Origin of the sequence: Streptomyces sp. LBL, from assembly GCF_029893585.1 — a bacterium.
GTDB lineage: Bacteria > Actinomycetota > Actinomycetes > Streptomycetales > Streptomycetaceae > Streptomyces.
Genome location: NZ_JARXYX010000019.1, coordinates 45,663 through 62,112 on the forward strand (window position 1 = coordinate 45,663; position 16,450 = coordinate 62,112).

17 protein-coding genes are annotated in these 16,450 nt (G+C 71.9%); 8 read left to right on the plus strand and 9 right to left on the minus strand.

Annotated elements, in window-relative coordinates:
* Positions 1-48: 48 nt before the first annotated feature.
* On the minus strand, positions 49-405 hold the full coding sequence (locus tag M2271_RS22930; protein WP_124004201.1) for an iron-sulfur cluster assembly accessory protein: 357 nt from the start codon (positions 403-405) through the stop codon (positions 49-51).
* Positions 406-696: 291 nt separating this feature from the next.
* Here M2271_RS22930 and nadA point away from each other — a divergent pair, with 291 nt between their 5' ends.
* Positions 697-1,881, plus strand: a complete 1,185-nt coding sequence (gene nadA / locus M2271_RS22935) for a quinolinate synthase NadA (RefSeq protein ID WP_280889171.1) — start codon at positions 697-699, stop codon at positions 1,879-1,881.
* A gap of 129 nt (positions 1,882-2,010) precedes the next feature.
* Here the strand turns inward: nadA and M2271_RS22940 are convergent, their stop codons facing one another.
* The 4 genes from M2271_RS22940 to M2271_RS22955 all read right to left on the minus strand — a co-directional run bounded on the left by M2271_RS22940 (position 2,011) and on the right by M2271_RS22955 (position 5,160).
* A complete protein-coding gene (locus tag M2271_RS22940) occupies positions 2,011-2,694 on the minus strand; it encodes a response regulator transcription factor (RefSeq protein ID WP_280889172.1) in 684 nt (227 codons plus the stop codon).
* Positions 2,691-3,953, minus strand: coding sequence for a sensor histidine kinase (locus M2271_RS22945; protein WP_280889173.1), 1,263 nt, complete (start codon positions 3,951-3,953; stop codon positions 2,691-2,693). Before M2271_RS22945 ends, M2271_RS22940 begins: the two co-directional genes overlap by 4 nt.
* Before the next feature lie 124 nt (positions 3,954-4,077).
* A complete protein-coding gene (locus M2271_RS22950) occupies positions 4,078-4,356 on the minus strand; it encodes a hypothetical protein (RefSeq protein ID WP_280889174.1) in 279 nt (92 codons plus the stop codon).
* A 33-nt stretch (positions 4,357-4,389) separates the two neighbouring features.
* Positions 4,390-5,160, minus strand: coding sequence for a PspA/IM30 family protein (locus M2271_RS22955; RefSeq protein WP_280889300.1), 771 nt, complete (start codon positions 5,158-5,160; stop codon positions 4,390-4,392).
* A 232-nt stretch (positions 5,161-5,392) separates the two neighbouring features.
* On the opposite strand from M2271_RS22955, the gene M2271_RS22960 reads away from it, so the two are divergent.
* Entirely contained in the window at positions 5,393-6,031 is a 639-nt protein-coding gene (locus M2271_RS22960; RefSeq protein ID WP_280889301.1) for a DUF3043 domain-containing protein, read from the plus strand.
* An 83-nt stretch (positions 6,032-6,114) separates the two neighbouring features.
* On the plus strand, positions 6,115-6,816 hold the full coding sequence (locus M2271_RS22965) for a methyltransferase domain-containing protein (protein WP_280889175.1): 702 nt from the start codon (positions 6,115-6,117) through the stop codon (positions 6,814-6,816).
* A gap of 195 nt (positions 6,817-7,011) precedes the next feature.
* Here M2271_RS22965 and M2271_RS22970 read toward each other — a convergent pair whose 3' ends face one another.
* Entirely contained in the window at positions 7,012-7,227 is a 216-nt protein-coding gene (locus M2271_RS22970) for a hypothetical protein (protein ID WP_280889176.1), read from the minus strand.
* Positions 7,228-7,504: 277 nt separating this feature from the next.
* Between M2271_RS22970 and M2271_RS22975 the strand changes: the two genes are divergently transcribed.
* Positions 7,505-8,707: a bifunctional adenosylcobinamide kinase/adenosylcobinamide-phosphate guanylyltransferase gene (locus M2271_RS22975; RefSeq protein ID WP_280889177.1), complete on the plus strand. Its 1,203-nt coding sequence runs from the start codon at positions 7,505-7,507 to the stop codon at positions 8,705-8,707.
* Between the two features lie 22 nt (positions 8,708-8,729).
* On the opposite strand, the gene M2271_RS22980 is transcribed toward M2271_RS22975, so the two are convergent.
* The gene (locus M2271_RS22980) at positions 8,730-9,593 is read right to left on the minus strand and encodes a class I SAM-dependent methyltransferase (protein ID WP_280889302.1); all 864 of its coding nucleotides are present in this window, start codon (positions 9,591-9,593) and stop codon (positions 8,730-8,732) included.
* A gap of 42 nt (positions 9,594-9,635) precedes the next feature.
* Between M2271_RS22980 and cobT the strand changes: the two genes are divergently transcribed.
* From cobT to M2271_RS22995, 3 genes are all read left to right on the plus strand, one after another.
* Positions 9,636-10,880, plus strand: coding sequence for a nicotinate-nucleotide--dimethylbenzimidazole phosphoribosyltransferase (cobT, locus tag M2271_RS22985; protein ID WP_280889178.1), 1,245 nt, complete (start codon positions 9,636-9,638; stop codon positions 10,878-10,880).
* A gap of 397 nt (positions 10,881-11,277) precedes the next feature.
* Entirely contained in the window at positions 11,278-13,005 is a 1,728-nt protein-coding gene (locus tag M2271_RS22990; protein WP_280889179.1) for a phosphatidylglycerol lysyltransferase domain-containing protein, read from the plus strand.
* Positions 13,002-13,688 carry a hypothetical protein gene (locus tag M2271_RS22995; protein ID WP_280889180.1) on the plus strand — a complete coding sequence of 229 codons (687 nt, stop codon included), beginning with the start codon at positions 13,002-13,004 and terminating at the stop codon, positions 13,686-13,688. Before M2271_RS22990 ends, M2271_RS22995 begins: the two co-directional genes overlap by 4 nt.
* Here M2271_RS22995 and M2271_RS23000 read toward each other — a convergent pair.
* Positions 13,640-14,392 (minus strand): hypothetical protein, encoded by a 753-nt coding sequence (locus M2271_RS23000; RefSeq protein WP_280889181.1) that lies wholly within the window; start codon positions 14,390-14,392, stop codon positions 13,640-13,642. The genes M2271_RS22995 and M2271_RS23000 overlap by 49 nt on opposite strands.
* Before the next feature lie 71 nt (positions 14,393-14,463).
* Here M2271_RS23000 and M2271_RS23005 point away from each other — a divergent pair, with 71 nt between their 5' ends.
* Positions 14,464-15,312 carry an adenosylcobinamide-GDP ribazoletransferase gene (locus tag M2271_RS23005; RefSeq protein ID WP_280889182.1) on the plus strand — a complete coding sequence of 283 codons (849 nt, stop codon included), beginning with the start codon at positions 14,464-14,466 and terminating at the stop codon, positions 15,310-15,312.
* A gap of 81 nt (positions 15,313-15,393) precedes the next feature.
* Here the strand turns inward: M2271_RS23005 and M2271_RS23010 are convergent, their stop codons facing one another.
* Positions 15,394-16,215, minus strand: coding sequence for an endo alpha-1,4 polygalactosaminidase (locus M2271_RS23010; protein ID WP_280889183.1), 822 nt, complete (start codon positions 16,213-16,215; stop codon positions 15,394-15,396).
* Between the last annotated feature and the right edge of the window lie 235 nt (positions 16,216-16,450).

The following is a 16,450-nucleotide window of genomic DNA, read 5'->3' on the forward strand; positions in this document are numbered from 1 at the left end:
GGGGTCGCCGCCTTCGCGCTGTTCAGTGTTCTCAGCTACCGGCCGGGGCTAGCTGAAGGAGTCGCCGCAGGCGCAGGAGCCGGTCGCGTTCGGGTTGTCGATCGTGAAGCCCTGCTTCTCGATGGTGTCGACGAAGTCGACGGACGCGCCGCCCAGGTACGGGGCGCTCATGCGGTCGGTGACGACCTTCACACCGCCGAAGTCCTTGACGACGTCACCGTCGAGGGAACGCTCGTCGAAGAAGAGCTGGTACCGCAGGCCGGAGCAGCCGCCGGGCTGAACGGCGACGCGCAGCGCCAGATCGTCGCGGCCTTCCTGGTCGAGCAGGGCCTTGACCTTCGCCGCGGCGGCGTCGGACAGGATGATGCCGTCGGTGACGGTGCTGGTCTCGTCCGATACGGACATCTACATCTCTCCCGGGTTGTACGGAGACTGCCTTGCCGACGGTTGCAACCGACGGGGCCGCGGATTCATTCCGGGCCTGGGACCGTGTTTCCACTTCCTTCTTCGTTCTTCTTCCCTTTCATGCTCGCACACCCGCGTGGAAGCGAACAGGACCGCTCGAGTCGGCTCGACAAGGGGTGCGGGATTCACGTCACATCGACGTTATGACCATCGTCAAAGTGACATGAAGCAGGTTATGATAGATAACGTCAGTTCGACGAAAAGTAGAGAAAACCAGAAAGGGTGCGTGCCGTGACCACCGCCCAGACCCCGGAGCTCGACGTACAGCCGACTCCTCTCGCCCTGCTGCTCCTCGGCCGTGAGGCCGACCCGAGGAGCGAGCGCGGTGTCGAATGTCCAGGTGACCTGCCCTCGCCCTCCGACCCGGACCTGGTCGAGCGCGCCCGTGCGGCCAAGGAGAAGCTCGGCGACAAGGTGTTCGTCCTCGGCCACCACTACCAGCGCGACGAGGTCATCCAGTTCGCCGACGTCACGGGTGACTCGTTCAAGCTGGCCCGGGACGCGGCCGCGCGTCCGGAGGCCGAGTACATCGTGTTCTGCGGTGTGCACTTCATGGCCGAGTCCGCGGACATCCTGACGGGCGACGACCAGAAGGTCGTCCTGCCCGACCTCGCCGCCGGATGCTCGATGGCCGACATGGCCACCGCCGAGCAGGTCGCCGAGTGCTGGGACGTGCTGACCGAGGCCGGCATAGCCGAGCAGGTCGTGCCTGTGTCGTACATGAACTCCTCCGCGGACATCAAGGCGTTCACCGGCAAGCACGGTGGCACGATCTGCACGTCCTCGAATGCCCAGCGGGCCCTTGAGTGGGCCTTCGAGCAGGGTTCGAAGGTGCTGTTCCTGCCCGACCAGCACCTCGGCCGCAACACCGCCGTGCGGGACATGGGCATGTCCCTGGAGGACTGCGTCCTCTACAACCCGCACAAGCCGAACGGCGGGCTGACCGCCGAGCAGCTGCGCGACGCGAAGATGATCCTCTGGCGGGGCCACTGCTCGGTGCACGGCCGCTTCAGCCTGGAGTCCGTCGAGGACGTACGCGCCCGGATCCCCGGTGTGAACGTGCTCGTGCACCCCGAGTGCCGGCACGAGGTCGTGTCCGCGGCGGACCACGTCGGCTCGACCGAGTACATCATCAAGGCGCTGGAGGCGGCTCCGGCCGGCTCGAAGTGGGCCATCGGCACGGAGCTGAACCTGGTCCGCAGGCTGGCGAACCGTTTCGCGCCCGAGGGCAAGGAGATCGTGTTCCTCGACAAGACGGTCTGCTTCTGCTCGACGATGAACCGCATCGACCTCCCCCACCTGGTGTGGACCCTGGAGTCCCTCGCCGAGGGCAACCTGGTCAACCGGATCGAGGTCGACCAGGAGACCGAGGCGTTCGCGAAGCTGGCGCTGGAGCGGATGCTGGCGCTGCCCTAACCCATGCCGACGGCCGGGCACCGGAACGTGTGGTTCGGTACCCGGCCGCCGCGGATCAGGCCGTCATACGCCCGCGCCGGCACCAGCCTGTCCGGCGCGTACTCCGGGCGCGGTACGGCCGGGTTGAGCTCACTCCACCCTTGGACGTACCAGCCCGGACTCGTACGCGATCACCACCAGCTGGGCCCGGTCCCGCGCGCCCAGCTTGGCCATGGCCCGGTTGACATGCGTCTTCACGGTGAGCGGGCTGACCGCCAGCCGCTCGGCGATCTCGTCGTTGGAGTGCCCGCCGGCGACCTGGACCAGCACCTCGCGCTCCCGGACGGTGAGGGCGCCGAGGCGTTCCCTGCGGGCGGGGTCACGCTCGTCGTCCGCCGCGTCGCCCTGGGCGAGGAAGCGGGCGATCAGGCCCTTGGTGGCAGCCGGGGACAACAGGGCCTCGCCGCCCGCGGCGACCCGGATCGCGCTGAGGAGTTCCTCGGGCTCGGAGCCCTTGCCGAGGAAGCCGGAGGCGCCCGCGCGCAGCGACTGTACGACGTAGTCGTCGACCTCGAAGGTGGTCAGGATGACCACGCGGACATGGGCCAGGGAGGCATCGGCGCTGATCATGCGGGTGGCGGCGAGACCGTCCGTGCCGGGCATCCGGATGTCCATCAGGACGACGTCGGCGCGCTCCTGCCTGGTCAGTCGCACTGCCTCCGCTCCGTCGGACGCCTCGCCCACGACCTCCATGTCGGGCTCGGAGTCGACGAGCACGCGGAAGGCGCTGCGCAGCAGGGCCTGGTCGTCGGCGAGCAGGACACGGATGGTCATACGGGCTCCCCCGGCTTTCGGGTGACGGTGGCGTTGGCGGTGCCGGTGCCGGTGGCGGTGACGGTGGTGCTGGTCTTGACCGGCAGGATCGCATGGACGCGGAAGCCGCCTCCGTAGCGGGGACCGGTGGTGAGGGTGCCGCGCAGGGCGGTCACCCGCTCCCGCATGCCGAGCAGGCCGTGCCCACCGCCGTCCGCGGAGTGGTCGTCCTCTCCGGAGCCGTCGTCGAGGACGGTGATCTCCATGTCCGGTCCCACGCGTACGACGCTGACCTCGGCCTTCGCCTCCGTCCCGGCGTGCTTCTGGACGTTGGTGAGTGCCTCCTGGATGACGCGGTAGGCGGCCAGGCCGACGGCGGCGGGCAGGGCGGTCCCGTGGTCGGCGCGGGCGACCTCGATCCGCAGGCCGGCGCTGCGGAAGGTGCCGACGAGTTCGTCGAGCCGGTCCAGGCCGGGGGCGGGTTCGGTGGGCGCCTCCGGGTCGCCGGACTGCCGCAGCAGGCCGACGGTGGCCCGCAGTTCGTTGAGCGCGGAACGGCTGGCCTCCCGTACGTGGGCCAGGGCCTCCTTGGCCTGGTCGGGCCGCTTGTCCATGACATGGGCGGCGACCCCGGCCTGGACGTTGACCAGCGCGATGTGGTGGGCGACGACGTCGTGCAGGTCGCGGGCGATACGCAGGCGTTCCTCGGCGACCCTGCGGCGGGCCTCCTCCTCGTGGGTGCGCTCGGCCCGTTCGGCGCGCTCCCTGATGGCGTGGATGAAGGCGCGGCGGCTGCGGACCGCGTCGCCCGCGGTGGCGCCGATGCCGGTCCAGGCGAAGATCGCGAGGTTCTCCTGGGCGTACCACGGGAGGGGGCCGGCGAGCATGGAGGCGCCGGTGAGGACGGTCATGGTGAGCAGGCCGGCCCGCCAGGTGGTGGGGCGGTCGGTGGTGGCGGCGACGGTGTAGAGGGCGATCACCGCGGCCATGGCGACGGGAGCGCGGGGGTCGCTGGCGACGGCCTCGATCAGGGAGAAGCTGCCGGTGAGCGCGAGAACCGTCATGGGGGCGCGGCGGCGGAACACCAGGGCGGTGGCGCCGAGGGCCATGAGGACCAGGCTGAGGGGGGCGGGCGTGCGGAGGGTCCAGTCGCCCCGATGTCCGCCCGGGTCCACGAACGAGCCGGCGACCATGCAGGCGAGGACGCCGGTCGCGAGGATGGCGTCCAGCGCGAGAGGGTGCGCCTTCAGCCGACGCCGGGCGCGCTCGATGGTGCTCACGTGTGTCCAAGGGCTCGTGTCCGAGTCGTCCAGGGCCGAGAAGGCGGCGCCGCCGGTGACGGTGGCGACGACCGCGCGGGCCTCGTCCGGGTCGAGCCCGGCCCGGTCGGGCAGGACGTGAGTCTCAGCCCGGGATCAAGCCGTCGTCGCTCAGCAGTTCCCGTACGTCCTCCAGCGTCGCGTCCGGCGACGGGAGGATCAGTTCCGACGGTTCCAGGGAGTCGTCCGGCAACGGCTCGCCCAGTTCCCGGACCTTGGACAACAGTGCCTGGAGTGTGCGGCGGAAACCGGGACCGTCGCCGTTCTCCATCTCTCTCAGGAGTACGTCGTCCAGTGTGTTCAGCTCGGTGAGGTGGCCGTCGGCCAGCCTCACCTGTCCCTCCCCCATGATCCGTACGATCATGTCGCCCTCCTCAGGCGTGGGCCCTACTGCTGGTCACTGCTTGTCGAAGCGCGGGGTGTCCTGCGGCTGCTGCGAGGACTGCTGCTGGTTCGTGCCGCTTTCGAGGGCCTGCTGCCCGGCGCTGCTGCCGCCGGCCAGCTCCGCCTTCATGCGCTGCAACTCCAGCTCCACATCCGTACCACCGGAGAGCTGGTCCAGCTCGGCCTGGATGTCGTCCTTGTGCATGCCGGACTGGTCGTCCAGGGCGCCCGAGGCGAGCAGTTCGTCGATCGCGCCGGCCCGCGCCTGCAGCTGGGCCGTCTTGTCCTCGGCGCGCTGGATCGCCAGCCCGACGTCACCCATCTCCTCGGAGATGCCGGAGAACGCCTCGCCGATGCGGGTCTGCGCCTGGGCCGCGGTGTACGTGGCCTTGATCGTCTCCTTCTTCGTACGGAAGGCGTCGACCTTGGCCTGGAGCCGCTGGGCCGCCAGGGTCAGCTTCTCCTCCTCGCCCTGGAGCGTGGAGTGCTGCGTCTCCAGGTCGGTCACCTGCTGCTGGAGCGCGGCCCGGCGCGAGAGCGCCTCGCGGGCCAGGTCCTCACGGCCCAGCGCGAGCGCCTTGCGACCCTGGTCCTCCAGCTTGCCCGACTGCTGCTGCAACTGGTTGAGCTGGAGCTCCAGGCGCTTGCGGCTGGTCGCCACGTCGGCGACCCCGCGGCGCACCTTCTGCAACAGCTCCAGCTGTTTCTGGTACGAGTAATCGAGGGTTTCGCGCGGGTCCTCGGCCCGGTCAAGGGCCTTGTTCGCCTTCGCGCGGAAGATCATCCCCATACGCTTCATGACACCGCTCATGGGCTTCGCGCGCCCCCTTCTGACGGACTCCAGCTCGGCTCCTGCAACAGAACCCACAGTACGGGCCCTGCATCCATTACCGCACTGTTCGGGGACTGATGCGCTCATCCCCAAGGACGACTGGTGAGGGCCCTGCTCCGGCGTGAGGAGTAGGTGACCTTCAGGGTTACAGACGACTGACGTTGCCGGATCGTTCCCCACCTGGCTGCGGTCCACGCCTGCGGACCCCGTACCCTTGGTCTTTGTGTTCCGTAGCCGCGCGAAGGATGAGAAGGCCCCGGCCGCCGACAAGGCGACCCTGACCGACTCCAAGCAGACCCGTGACCCGCAGGCCCCGAAGGGCCGCCCCACACCCAAGCGGAGTGAGGCCCAGTCGGTGCGCCGCAGCGTGGCCACCACGCCGACCTCACGCAAGGAGGCCGGCAAGCGTCAGCGCGACGAGCGCCGTGCCCAGCTGGAGAAGCAGCGCACCGCGCTGGCCACCGGCGACGAGCGGTACCTGCCCGCGCGCGACAAGGGCCCGGTCCGCAAGTTCGCCCGCCAGTTCATCGACTCGCGGTTCAACGTGGCGGAGTTCTTCCTGCCGATGGCCGTGGTCATTCTCGTGCTGAGCATGGTGCGGGTGGGGTCGCTGCAGAGCATCGCGCTGCTGCTGTGGCTGATCGTGATCGTGCTGATCGTGCTCGACTCGATCGCCACCGGCTTCCGCCTGAAGAAGCGGCTGGCCGAGCGCTTCCCGGACCAGAACCGGCGTGGCGCGGTGGCCTACGCGCTGATGCGCTCCCTCCAGATGCGCCGGCTCCGGCTGCCGAAGCCGCAGGTCAAGCGTGGAGAGCGACCCTGAGCACAACGCCGTTCACCGGGGGCGCGGCGAATGCCTGGCTGAACAGGCTGGGCGGGCTGCGGGATGTCGTACGCCAGGAGCTGGTGGCCCGGCAGCTCGACGAGCAGATAGTCGGCCGGTTCCCGGTCGGGCAGCGGCTGCGGGTGCTCGACGTCGGGATGGGCCAGGGCACGCAGGCGCTGCGGCTGGCCCGCGCCGGGCATCGGGTCACCGGCCTGGAGCAGGACGCCACGATGATCGCCTCGGCCCGTGAGGCCCTGTCCGGGGAGCCCGAGGGCATCCGGGAGCGGATGCGGATCATCGAGGGCGACGGGCGGGACACAGGGGTCCACTTCCTGCCGGGCAGCTTCGACGTGGTGCTGTGCCACGGCGTACTGATGTACGTCGAGGAGCCGGATCCACTGCTGGCGGGGCTGGCCCGGATGCTCGCCCAGGGCGGGCTGCTGTCGCTCCTCGTGCGCAACGCGGACGCGCTGGCGATGCGGCCGGGGCTGTCCGGCGACTGGGCCGGCGCGCTGGCCGCCTTCGACAGCACCGCATACCGGAACCGGCTGGGCCTCGACGTCCGGGCCGACCGGCTGGAGACGCTGACCGCGACGCTCGCGGGGATCGGGGCACCCCTGCACGCCTGGTACGGCGTACGGGTGTTCACGGACACGACGGCCGACGAGGCCGAGGTCCCAGCTGACCTGGAGACACTGCTCGCGGCCGAGGAGCGGGCGGGCCGGACGGATCCGTGCCGGGGGGTGGCGGCCCTGCTGCATCTGTGCGGAGTGCGCGGCTGAGCCCCTGGGGGCTCGCTCATCAGTACGAGTCCCTGAATCGCTACGAGTCACTCACTACTAGCCACTGAGTCGCTACGAGTCACTCGCTACGAGCCACCACGAGCCAGTACGAGCCGGACACGGCAACCCTGCGGGACTCGGGAGCGGCGAGAAGGGGCGGCCTGCGCACGGCCGCCCCCGCCCCTCCCGCGCTTCCTAGGCCTCCTCGGCCGCGCGCAGGCTCATCGGGCCGTAGATCTCCGTGGAGTCCTCGAACAGCCGCACCTGCTCGGCGCCACCGGCCAGCAGGTCCTTCCAGTGCTCCCCGAGCCAGGACTCGGCGTCCCCCTGCGTGGTGAACTCCTCGGGCTGCACCGCGGGCTGGACCTCCGTCCCGTCGGCCTTCTCGAACCGCCACGTCCATGCCGCCATGTACGCCTCCCACGTATGAGCACGAGCAGAACAGAAGCCGGATCTTGGTCCGGCTCCTGCTCCGAGCCTATGCGTTCGGCGGGGCGCGCCGTCAGGAACGACGTTGTTTGTCGTCCGCTCGTCCGCTCGTCCGCTCGTCCGCGAGCCGGCGGGCTTGGCGGGCTTGGCGGGGCTTGTCGCGCCCCCGCGGCGGAGTCGTCGCCCACCGATACGGCCCGGCGCCCCTTTGGGGCGCCCCGGTCGCGCGCGAGCGGCGGCGAGCGGCGAAAATCGGTGCGTGGAACTCACCCTGCTCGGTACCGGTGCCCCCGCGGGGCTGCCCCGCCCCGACTGTCCCTGCGCGGCCTGCACCGGGGCGCTCGGCGATGCCGCGCGGGCCGCCACCGCGGTGCTCGTGGACGGGACGCTGTTGCTCGATCTGACGCCGGGGGCCGCGTTCGCGGCGGCGCGGGCCGGGCACTCGCTGGGCGGCGTACGGCAGGTGTTGTTGTCGCATCCGCACGACGGACCCGCGGTCGAGGTGCCGGTGGGGCTGCCGCAGCCCGGGCGGGTGCCGGACGGGCGGGAGTTGGCGTTGCTGACGGGGCATCGGGTGCGGGCGGTGGCGATGGACGCGCCCGGCACCGGGTACGCGGTGACCGCACCGGACGGGCGGCGGCTGCTGTACCTGCCGCCCGGGGGCGCGCCGGCCGGGCTGGAGGAGGGTGCCACGGAGACGTACGACATGGTGCTGGCCGATGTCGTGGGGCGGCCGGACGGGCTGGCCCGGCTGCGGGCGGTGGGGGCGGTCGGACCCACGACGGACGTGGTCGCCGTGCACCTCGACCACGATGTGCCGCCGGGGCCCGAGGTGCGGCGGCGACTGGCCTCGGCGGGGGCGCGGGCGGTGCCGGACGGGACGACTCTGGTGGTGGGCGTGTACGAGGACGTACCGGATGTGCCGCGGCGGACGCTGGTGCTGGGCGGGGCCCGGTCCGGGAAGTCGGTGGAGGCCGAGCGGCGACTGGAGGCGTTCCCCGACGTGCTGTACGTGGCGACCGGGGGGTCGCGGAACGGGGACGGTGAATGGGCCGCGCGGGTGGCCGTGCACCGGGAGCGCCGGCCGGGGTCGTGGCGTACGGCCGAGACGTGCGACCTGGTGCCACTGCTGGCGGACGACGGGCCGCCGTTGCTCGTCGACTGTCTGTCGCTGTGGCTGACGGACACGATGGACGCCGTCGGGGCGTGGGACGACGTGGAGTGGGCCGACGGCGGGGAGCGGGCGTTGCGGACGCGGATGCGGGAGCTGACGGAGGCGGTGCGGGCCACCCGGCGGACCGTGGTCGCCGTGTCCAACGAGGTGGGGTCGGGCATCGTGCCGGCCACCGCGTCCGGCCGGCGCTACCGGGACGAACTCGGGCGTCTGAACGCGGCGTTCGCGAACGAGTGCGAGCAGGTGCTGCTGGTGGTGGCGGGTCAGGCGCTGGTGCTACGGGGTTGACGACGAGGCTGACGACGGGGCACTACGGGGTTGACGACGGGGCTGACGCCTCGCGGCGGGCGATGAGCCGGTAGGTGTTCGAGAAGCGGGTGCGTCTGAGCAGCGGAGCCAGGACGTGGTCCAGCGCCCTGGCCGTCGCCAGCAGGGGGGTGGCCAGCCAGGAGGGCAGGGACCTGGGGAGGGCCAGGGCGAGCGCGGCCGACAGGTCCTGGGGGACGTGCGCGCTGTGGCGGTCCGTCACGAGGACCCTGCAGCCCTGTGACTCCAGTTCCGTGCGGAGGTCGTCCAGGGGCAGCAGGCGCACACCGCGGGCCCGCGGGAGCCACCGCTCGCCGAGGAGCGCGGCGAACGCGCAGTGCGGGTCGGGGGCTTCGAGCAGGAGGTGGCCGCCGGGGCGCAGGACAGCGACGGCGGCGTGGAGTTCGCGGGGGTCCGGGGTGCGGGGCAGGTGGTGGAGCAGGCTGACCACGTCGTAACGGGCGCGCAGCCGGGCCGCGATCCGCGGGTCCGTCAGAACACCCACATGGGCCTCCTCGACGCGTTCGACCTGACGCGCCCACTCGACGTGGAGGGTGGCGTCCAGGCCGTCGAAGGACGTGTAGGGGAAGAGTTCCTTCGCCGTCCTCGGGAAACGGGCCTCGCCCGTGCCCACGTCCAGCCAGCTCTCCGGCTCGGGGAACGGCAGCATCGCGCGGGCGGCGGAGCGAAGACGCCGCGTGGAGGGTGCGGAGGACAGACAAGAGGAGACATAGGGCGCGCGAGGGCCCGGAACGGCTGAAGGTGCGGACATGGGCGACTCCCGGAGACGTACGACAATCCGCTGCAAACGGGAACGTATGGGATGCCGATCTTGTGCGCAACGACGTGGCCCCGTCGTCGTGCCGATGTGGCGCCGTCATGTTCGATCGAGGCCGGTACTGTTCGGCGAATGAGCTCGCTTAATCTCGACGATTTCACCGATCTGATCGAGCGCCCCGACGGCGGTGTGCGCCGCGACGCCGAGGCGCGTCGGGAACGTCAGATCGTGCCGCCCGGAGCACTGGGCCGCCTCGACGACCTGGGTGAGTGGCTGGCGGCGGCGCAGTCCGCCGTACCGGTGCGGCCGATCGAGCAGCCGCGGGTCCTGCTGTTCGCCGGGGACCACGGCATCGCCCGACTGGACGTCTCCGCGCGGCCCGCGGGCACCGCCGCGGAGTTGGTGCGGGAGGTCCTGGAGGGCGGCCGTCCGGTGTCGGTGCTCGCCCGGCGGCTCGGGGTGCCGGTGCGGGTGGTCGACATGGCGCTGGACTGCGCGCCCGAGTCGCTGCCGGGCGAGGTCTCACGGCATCGGGTACGGCGGGGCAGCGGGCGTATCGACATCGAGGACGCGCTGACCCTCCAGGAGGCGGAGGACGCCTTCCGGGCCGGGGTGGCGGTGGCCGACGAGGAGGCCGACTCCGGTACGGATCTGGTGGTGCTCGGCGATGTCAGCGTGGGCGGGACCACCGCGGCGGGCGTACTGATCGCCGCGCTGTGCGGGACCGACGCGTCCGTGGTGACCGGGCGGGGCGGGCAGGCGATCGACGACCTGGCCTGGATGCGCAAGTGCGCGGCGATCCGGGACTCGCTGCGGCGGGCCCGGCCGGTACTCGGGGACCAACTGCAGCTGCTCGCGACGGTGGGCGGCGCCGACCTCGCCGCGATCACCGGGTTTCTGCTGCAGAGCGCGGTGCGGAAGATGCCGGTGATCCTGGACGGGGTGGTCGTGTCCGCCTGCGCGCTGGTGGGGCAGCGGATCGCGTTCCGGGCGCCGGACTGGTGGCTGGCCGGACAGAAGAGCGGGGAGCCGGGACAGGGCAAAGCGCTGGACCGGATGGCCTTGGAGCCGCTGCTCGATCACGGGGTGACCGTCGGCGAGGGGGCGGGGGCGCTGCTCGCACTGCCCCTGGTGCAGGCGGCGGCGGCGCTGGCCGCGGAGTTGCCGGAGAAGCCCGCGGTTCCTGAGGTTCCCGAGAAGCCGGATGACTCCAGGGAGGGGGCCGGCTCCGAGGCGTCGGGTAACTCTGAAGGGCGGGACGACTCCGAGGAGCCGGGCGACCCCGCCGAGCCGGTTGTCTCCAAGGAACCGGGCAACCCAGCCGAGCTGGCTGGCTCCAAGGAACCGGGCAACTCCGTGGAGCCGCAGGAGCGGTAGGCGTCAGGGGCGGTAGGCATCAGGGGCGGCGCGTTCGGCACCGCCGGACCGCACCACGCGGGCCGAGTGGCACCGCGGCGGAAAAGAGAACATGAGGGCCGTTGCGCTGGAAGGAAAACGCGCAACGGCGCCCCTATGATCCCGCCTCATGGGATATGCCCGAATTGCCGCGGAACAGGATCAGCCCCCGGCCCGGCAGGGTGCGGCTGCCCAGCCGGGCACGGCGGACCGACACGGCACGGCGGACCGGCGAACCTCGGCCGAGGCACCTTCGACCGACCGGCAGACGCCGGGCCCGCAGACTCCGCCAGGCCCGCAGACTCCGCCGGACTCGCAGACCTCGCCAGGCCCGCAGACTCCGCCGGACTCGCAGACCCCGGCGGACCGGAATACCTCGGTGTCCCGGCCACGGTCCGTCCTCTCGTCCGGGCGGGCCGCCGCGCTCGCCGTCTGGTATCTGCGGGCCGTCGCGTTCGTCAACTTCCTCAGCGCGGTGTGGGTTTCGCTGGGGCAGGACGTGCGACGGCACAACCAGGAGAACTACTTCACGCCGTGTCTGCTCACCGCCGGCTTCGCCTCCGGCGTGTTCACGGCGTTCCTCGCCATCACCATGCGGCGGCGCAAGCGGGCCGCGTGGATCCTGAACCTCGCCCTCGCCGGGCCGTTCCTGGGGCTGCTCGGTCTCGCGATGGCGTTCCCGGAGGTCCGGCAGTACGCGCAGAACTGGGTCTCCCTCGTCCTCACCGCCGCCTTCGTCGCCGCGCTGCTGGCCGGCCGGCGGGAGTTCTACGCCAAGGGTGACCGGTCCAACCCGAAGCTCGCCGCCGCCGTCGCCGTCGGCGGGCTGCTGGTGTCCTCGCTGCTGGCCGCGCTGCTGGTGACGGTCACCAACCGGGCGCCCGGCCCGTCGGCCTTCCGGGACCGCTGGCGCTACGGCGTCCTGCGGCTGGTCTCGGTCACCGCCGACGGCTTCCGCTTCCCCGGGGTCGACCCGCCGAACTGGGTGAACGTCGTCATCAACGTGCTCAGCACGGCCCTCGTCCTCGCCGTCCTGTACGCCGCCTTCCGCTCCCGGCGTGCCGTCGACCCGCTCACCGAGGACGACGAGAGCCGGCTGCGGGCGCTGCTGGAGCGGCATGGCGAGCGGGACTCCCTCGGGTACTTCGCGCTGCGCCGGGAGAAGAGCGTCATCTGGTCGCCGACCGGCAAGGCGGCCGTCGTCTATCGGGTCGTCGGCGGGGTGTCGCTGGCCTCGGGCGATCCGATCGGCGACCCGGAGGCCTGGCCGGGGGCGATCGGGCCCTGGCTCGCCGAGGCGCGGGCGCACGGCTGGATCCCGGCGGTGATGGGTGCCGGCGAGGAGGCGGGGACCGTGTACGCCCGGCATGGTCTCGACGCCCTGGAGCTCGGGGACGAGGCCCTTGTCGAGGTGGCCGGGTTCACGCTGGAGGGGCGGGCCATGCGGACCGTGCGGCAGGCCTGCAACCGGGTCCGGCGGGCGGGGTACGAGGTGCGCGTCCGCCGGCACGAGGACATCCCGGCCGACGCGATGACCTACCTGGTGAAGCGCGCCGACGACTGGCGCGACGGGGCCACCGAGCGCGGGTTCAGCATGGCGCTGGGGCGGCTCGGGGATCCGGCGGACGGCCGCTGCGTGATGCTCGAATGCATGGACGCCCAGGGCGAGTTGAGGGCGCTGCTGTCATTCGTGCCGTGGGGGCCGCACGGGCTGTCCCTCGACCTCATGCGGCGCGACCGGGACTCGGACAACGGGCTGATGGAGTTCATGGTCATCGAACTGCTGCGCGCCGCCCGGGATTCAGGGATCACTCAGGTCTCACTCAACTTCGCCGTGTTCCGTTCGGTCTTCGAACGTGGCGCACGTCTTGGTGCCGGGCCGGTGCTGAGGCTGTGGCGGTCACTGCTCAGCTTCTTCTCGCGCTGGTGGCAGATCGAGTCGCTGTACCGCGCCAACGCCAAGTACCGGCCCGTCTGGGAGCCGCGGTTCCTGCTCTTCGAGAAGAGCGCGGACCTGCCGCGCATCGGCCTCGCGTCGGCGCGCGCGGAGGGGTTTCTGGAGGCGCCGGGGCTGCCGAAGCTCACGGGGACGAGGACCACTGGATGAACACGCTCACCCGCTGGGCCCGCGCCGAATGGGGACTGCTGTACGTCACCGTGCGCGAACCGCTGATCGAGCGCAGGTGGCGGGCGGCCTGGATGACGATCGGGGCGGTGTGTCTGACCGCGTTCCTGCACGCGCTGCAGAACCAGTCCGGGGGCTGTCGGTTCGTGCGGGACCTCGGGGAGGTGCGCGCCGAGGACCCGTTGTGGCCGGCACTGCTGCGCACCCCGCTCTCCCTGTTCGTGCCCGCGCTGGACCTGCCCGCCTGGGGCGCCCTGGCGCAGATCCTGCTGGTGTTCGGGATCGCCGAGATCTGTCTGGGCCGATGGCGGACCCTCGCCCTCGCCTACGCCGCCACGCTCGCCGGGACCCTGTACGCCCGCCTGGGCGTCTGGCTGGGCCCCGGCCACCCGCTGGGCCTGCCCGGCTCGGACGCGCAGGTGGTGGACACCGGCCCGTCGGCGGCCGTGGTGGGCCTCGCCGTCTTCCTCGGCTGGCGCTACCGCGCGTATGTCACCGCCGGTGCGGTGGTCGCGGCGATGGTGGTCGAGGTGGCGCTGAAGGAGAACCTGGCCGGCAAGGAACACCTGGCGGCGATCGGGGTGGTCCTGCTGCCGTGCGGGGCGTCGGCCCTGCGTCACCTGCGGGCGATCGCCGGGTCGGGCTTGCCGCCGATCAGGTCCTGAATCCTGCGGCGGGGGCCCGCCCAGCGGCGGTCGTGACGGTAGGCGCGCAGGGTGGCTCTGGCACGGGCCCGCGGACGGCGGCGGTACAGGCGCTTGGCCCACGGCGAGCCGGGGCGGGCCAGCCGGACGAGACCGATCAGGCCGACCAGCGGGACGATCACGCTGAAGATCGCCATACGGGCCTTGCCCTTGCTCAGGACCAGCAGGGCGAAGAAGAAGTTGACCGCCACGGACACGATGACTCTGCCACGGTCCTGGAGCTCCCCCTGGGACACGTCGTTCACGCCGAAGGGCGTGAACCCGGCGAGGACCAGGCCGACCAAGGCCGCCGTGAGCACCACGACCTCGACGCTCTTGCGGCCGGCCTCCGTCCAGTAGACGTCCGCGAGGTGCAGGATCAGCGCGAACTCGTCCAGGACCAGGCCCGCGCCGATACCGAAGACGACGGCGAACGCGGCCGAGCCGAAGCCGTACCGGCTGCTGGCGACCGCCCCGAAGCCCCCGAGGATGGTGAGGACGACACCGGGGACCACATGGTGGATGTGCACTCCCCCAGTGCTGACGTTGCCGAAGGGCCCCTTGCCCGCCCGGATCATGCGGGTGACGACCCGGGTGATCAGGAACGTGAGGACGAACGCGGTGAGCGCGAGAAGCAGCGGCAGCTTGCCCGGCTCGATGATGTTCCGCTGCAACCAATGTCCCATATGGTCACTTTATCCAGGGCTGCTGTCCACGCCCTCTGGGCGCCCTCGCGACCGCCGGGTAGCCTGCGCCGGTGTCCACGCCCCCGCCGTCCTCGCCGCCGCCCCCGCCGTCCTCCCCGCCCCCGCCGCCCTCACCACCGGCCGCCTCCTGCCCGGACGGTCTCCGTTTCGCCTTCGGTACGCTCACCGCGTTCCCGGTCGAGGTGAGCCGTTGGGACCGGGAGGCGGCCCGCGCGGGGATGCTCTGCGCTCCCGTGGCCGGGTTGGCGGTCGGTGTGTGCGCGGCGGTCCTCGGTCTGTTCCTGCTGTACATGGGCGCGGGCCCGTTGCTGGCCGCCGTCGCCTCGGCCGCCGTACCCGCCGTCCTGACCCGGGGTCTGCACCTGGACGGCCTCGCCGACACCGCGGACGGTCTCGGCAGCGGCAAGCCCGCCGCGGACGCGCTGCGGATCATGAAGCAGTCGGACATCGGGCCGTTCGGTGTGCTCGCCCTCGTCTTCGTGCTGCTGGCCCAGGTCGCCGCGCTGGCGCAGCTCTACGGCGCCTCCTGGACCCGGGGCGCCCTGGCCGCCGTCGTCGCGGCGACCGCCGCCCGCCTCGCCCTCACCCTGGCCGCCCGCAGCGGGGTACCGGCCGCCCGGCCGGAGGGGCTGGGTGCGGCGGTGGCGGGCGTGCTGCCGGTGCGGGCCGCGGTGCTCACGGCGGTCGTCGTCCTCGTCGCGGCCGCGGGCGCCGGCGCACTCCTCGGGGAGTACGACGTCGTCCGTACGGCCTGCGCGGTCGCCGCCGCCGTCGGGGTGTCCGAGCTTCTCCTGGGGCGCTGCACACGGCGGTTCGGCGGGGTGACCGGGGACGTGTTCGGGGCGCTCGCGGAAACGGCGGCGACGACCGCGCTCGTGGTGCTGGCCCTCGGGCCCTAGCGGCGCGGCCCAAAGCGGCGCGGTCCAAGTGGCGCCGCACCGGTGGTACGGCACCGGTGGTACGGCACCGGTGGTACGGCCCTAGCAGGCTTGGCGCCACACGCCCAGTTCGTACTTCTTGCTCATCGAACTCAGCTTGAGGCGGCGGGAGTCGGCGCAGAAGCGGCTGGTGGGGAGTTCGTACTCCACGTGGAAGACGGCCTTGTCCGCCGCGATGAAGGGTTTGAGGTCGGCGCACTCGTCGTACTGGGCGCACTGTTCGTTGACGGCGAAGTCGAAGTCGCCCACCAACTGCGGGATCTGGTCCAGGTCGTTCTTCAGCCCCACCGCCAGGCCGCGGTCGTGGGCGAGTTCCGCGATCAGGCGGTTGTAGCGGAGCTGGTCGGCGGCCTTCAGCGGGAAGCCCGTGCGGTTGCGGTAGCCGTCCATGTTGTCCGGTTCCACCGCGTCGAAGCCCTTGTCGCGGCACATGTCGACACGGGCCGCCATCAAGGGTTCCAGGACATCGGTGCGGCGGATGTCGAGCCAGCGCTCGCCCTCCCAGCCGTTGCCCCTGCCCAGCACCGACCTGGGGAACTTCCCGGCGTCGGGGCGCCAGTCCTCCCAGGCACCGGTGGAGAGATAGCAGATCACCTTGCGGTCGTCGGCGTGCAGTGCGGCGACCGTCGCCTCGTCCTGGTCGAAGCCGTCGATGTCGTAGACCGGGACGTCGACGCTCGTGTCGAGGCGGCCGCTGAGCTGCCACTGCCAAGCCACTCCGGGGCGCGGCTGCCAGCGTGCGCCGGCCGACGTGCCGGCCGACGGGCCGGCGTGCTCGGGGCCCTCGGCGGGGGCTGTCGTGCAGGCCGCCGACAGCAGGAGCGCGGCGCTCAGCAGAACGAGGTGCAGGATCGGGCGTCTCACCGGGCAGGCTCCAGGGTGTCGGCGACTTACCCAAGGATGATCTCCCGGAGCACGCCGCACGCAGCACGCGGCCCGCACCCCGGCACCCCGCACCCCGTCGGTTACGGCGGGCGTACGGTGCGTGCCCGCGGGAACGATCGGAAGCAGCGCCGAGCGTAGGCTCGTGTCGGGGATTCACCAGCCCAGGTGAAGACCGTTCCGCGGGAGGGATCTAGGGTCGGTTGTCGGGCCCGGT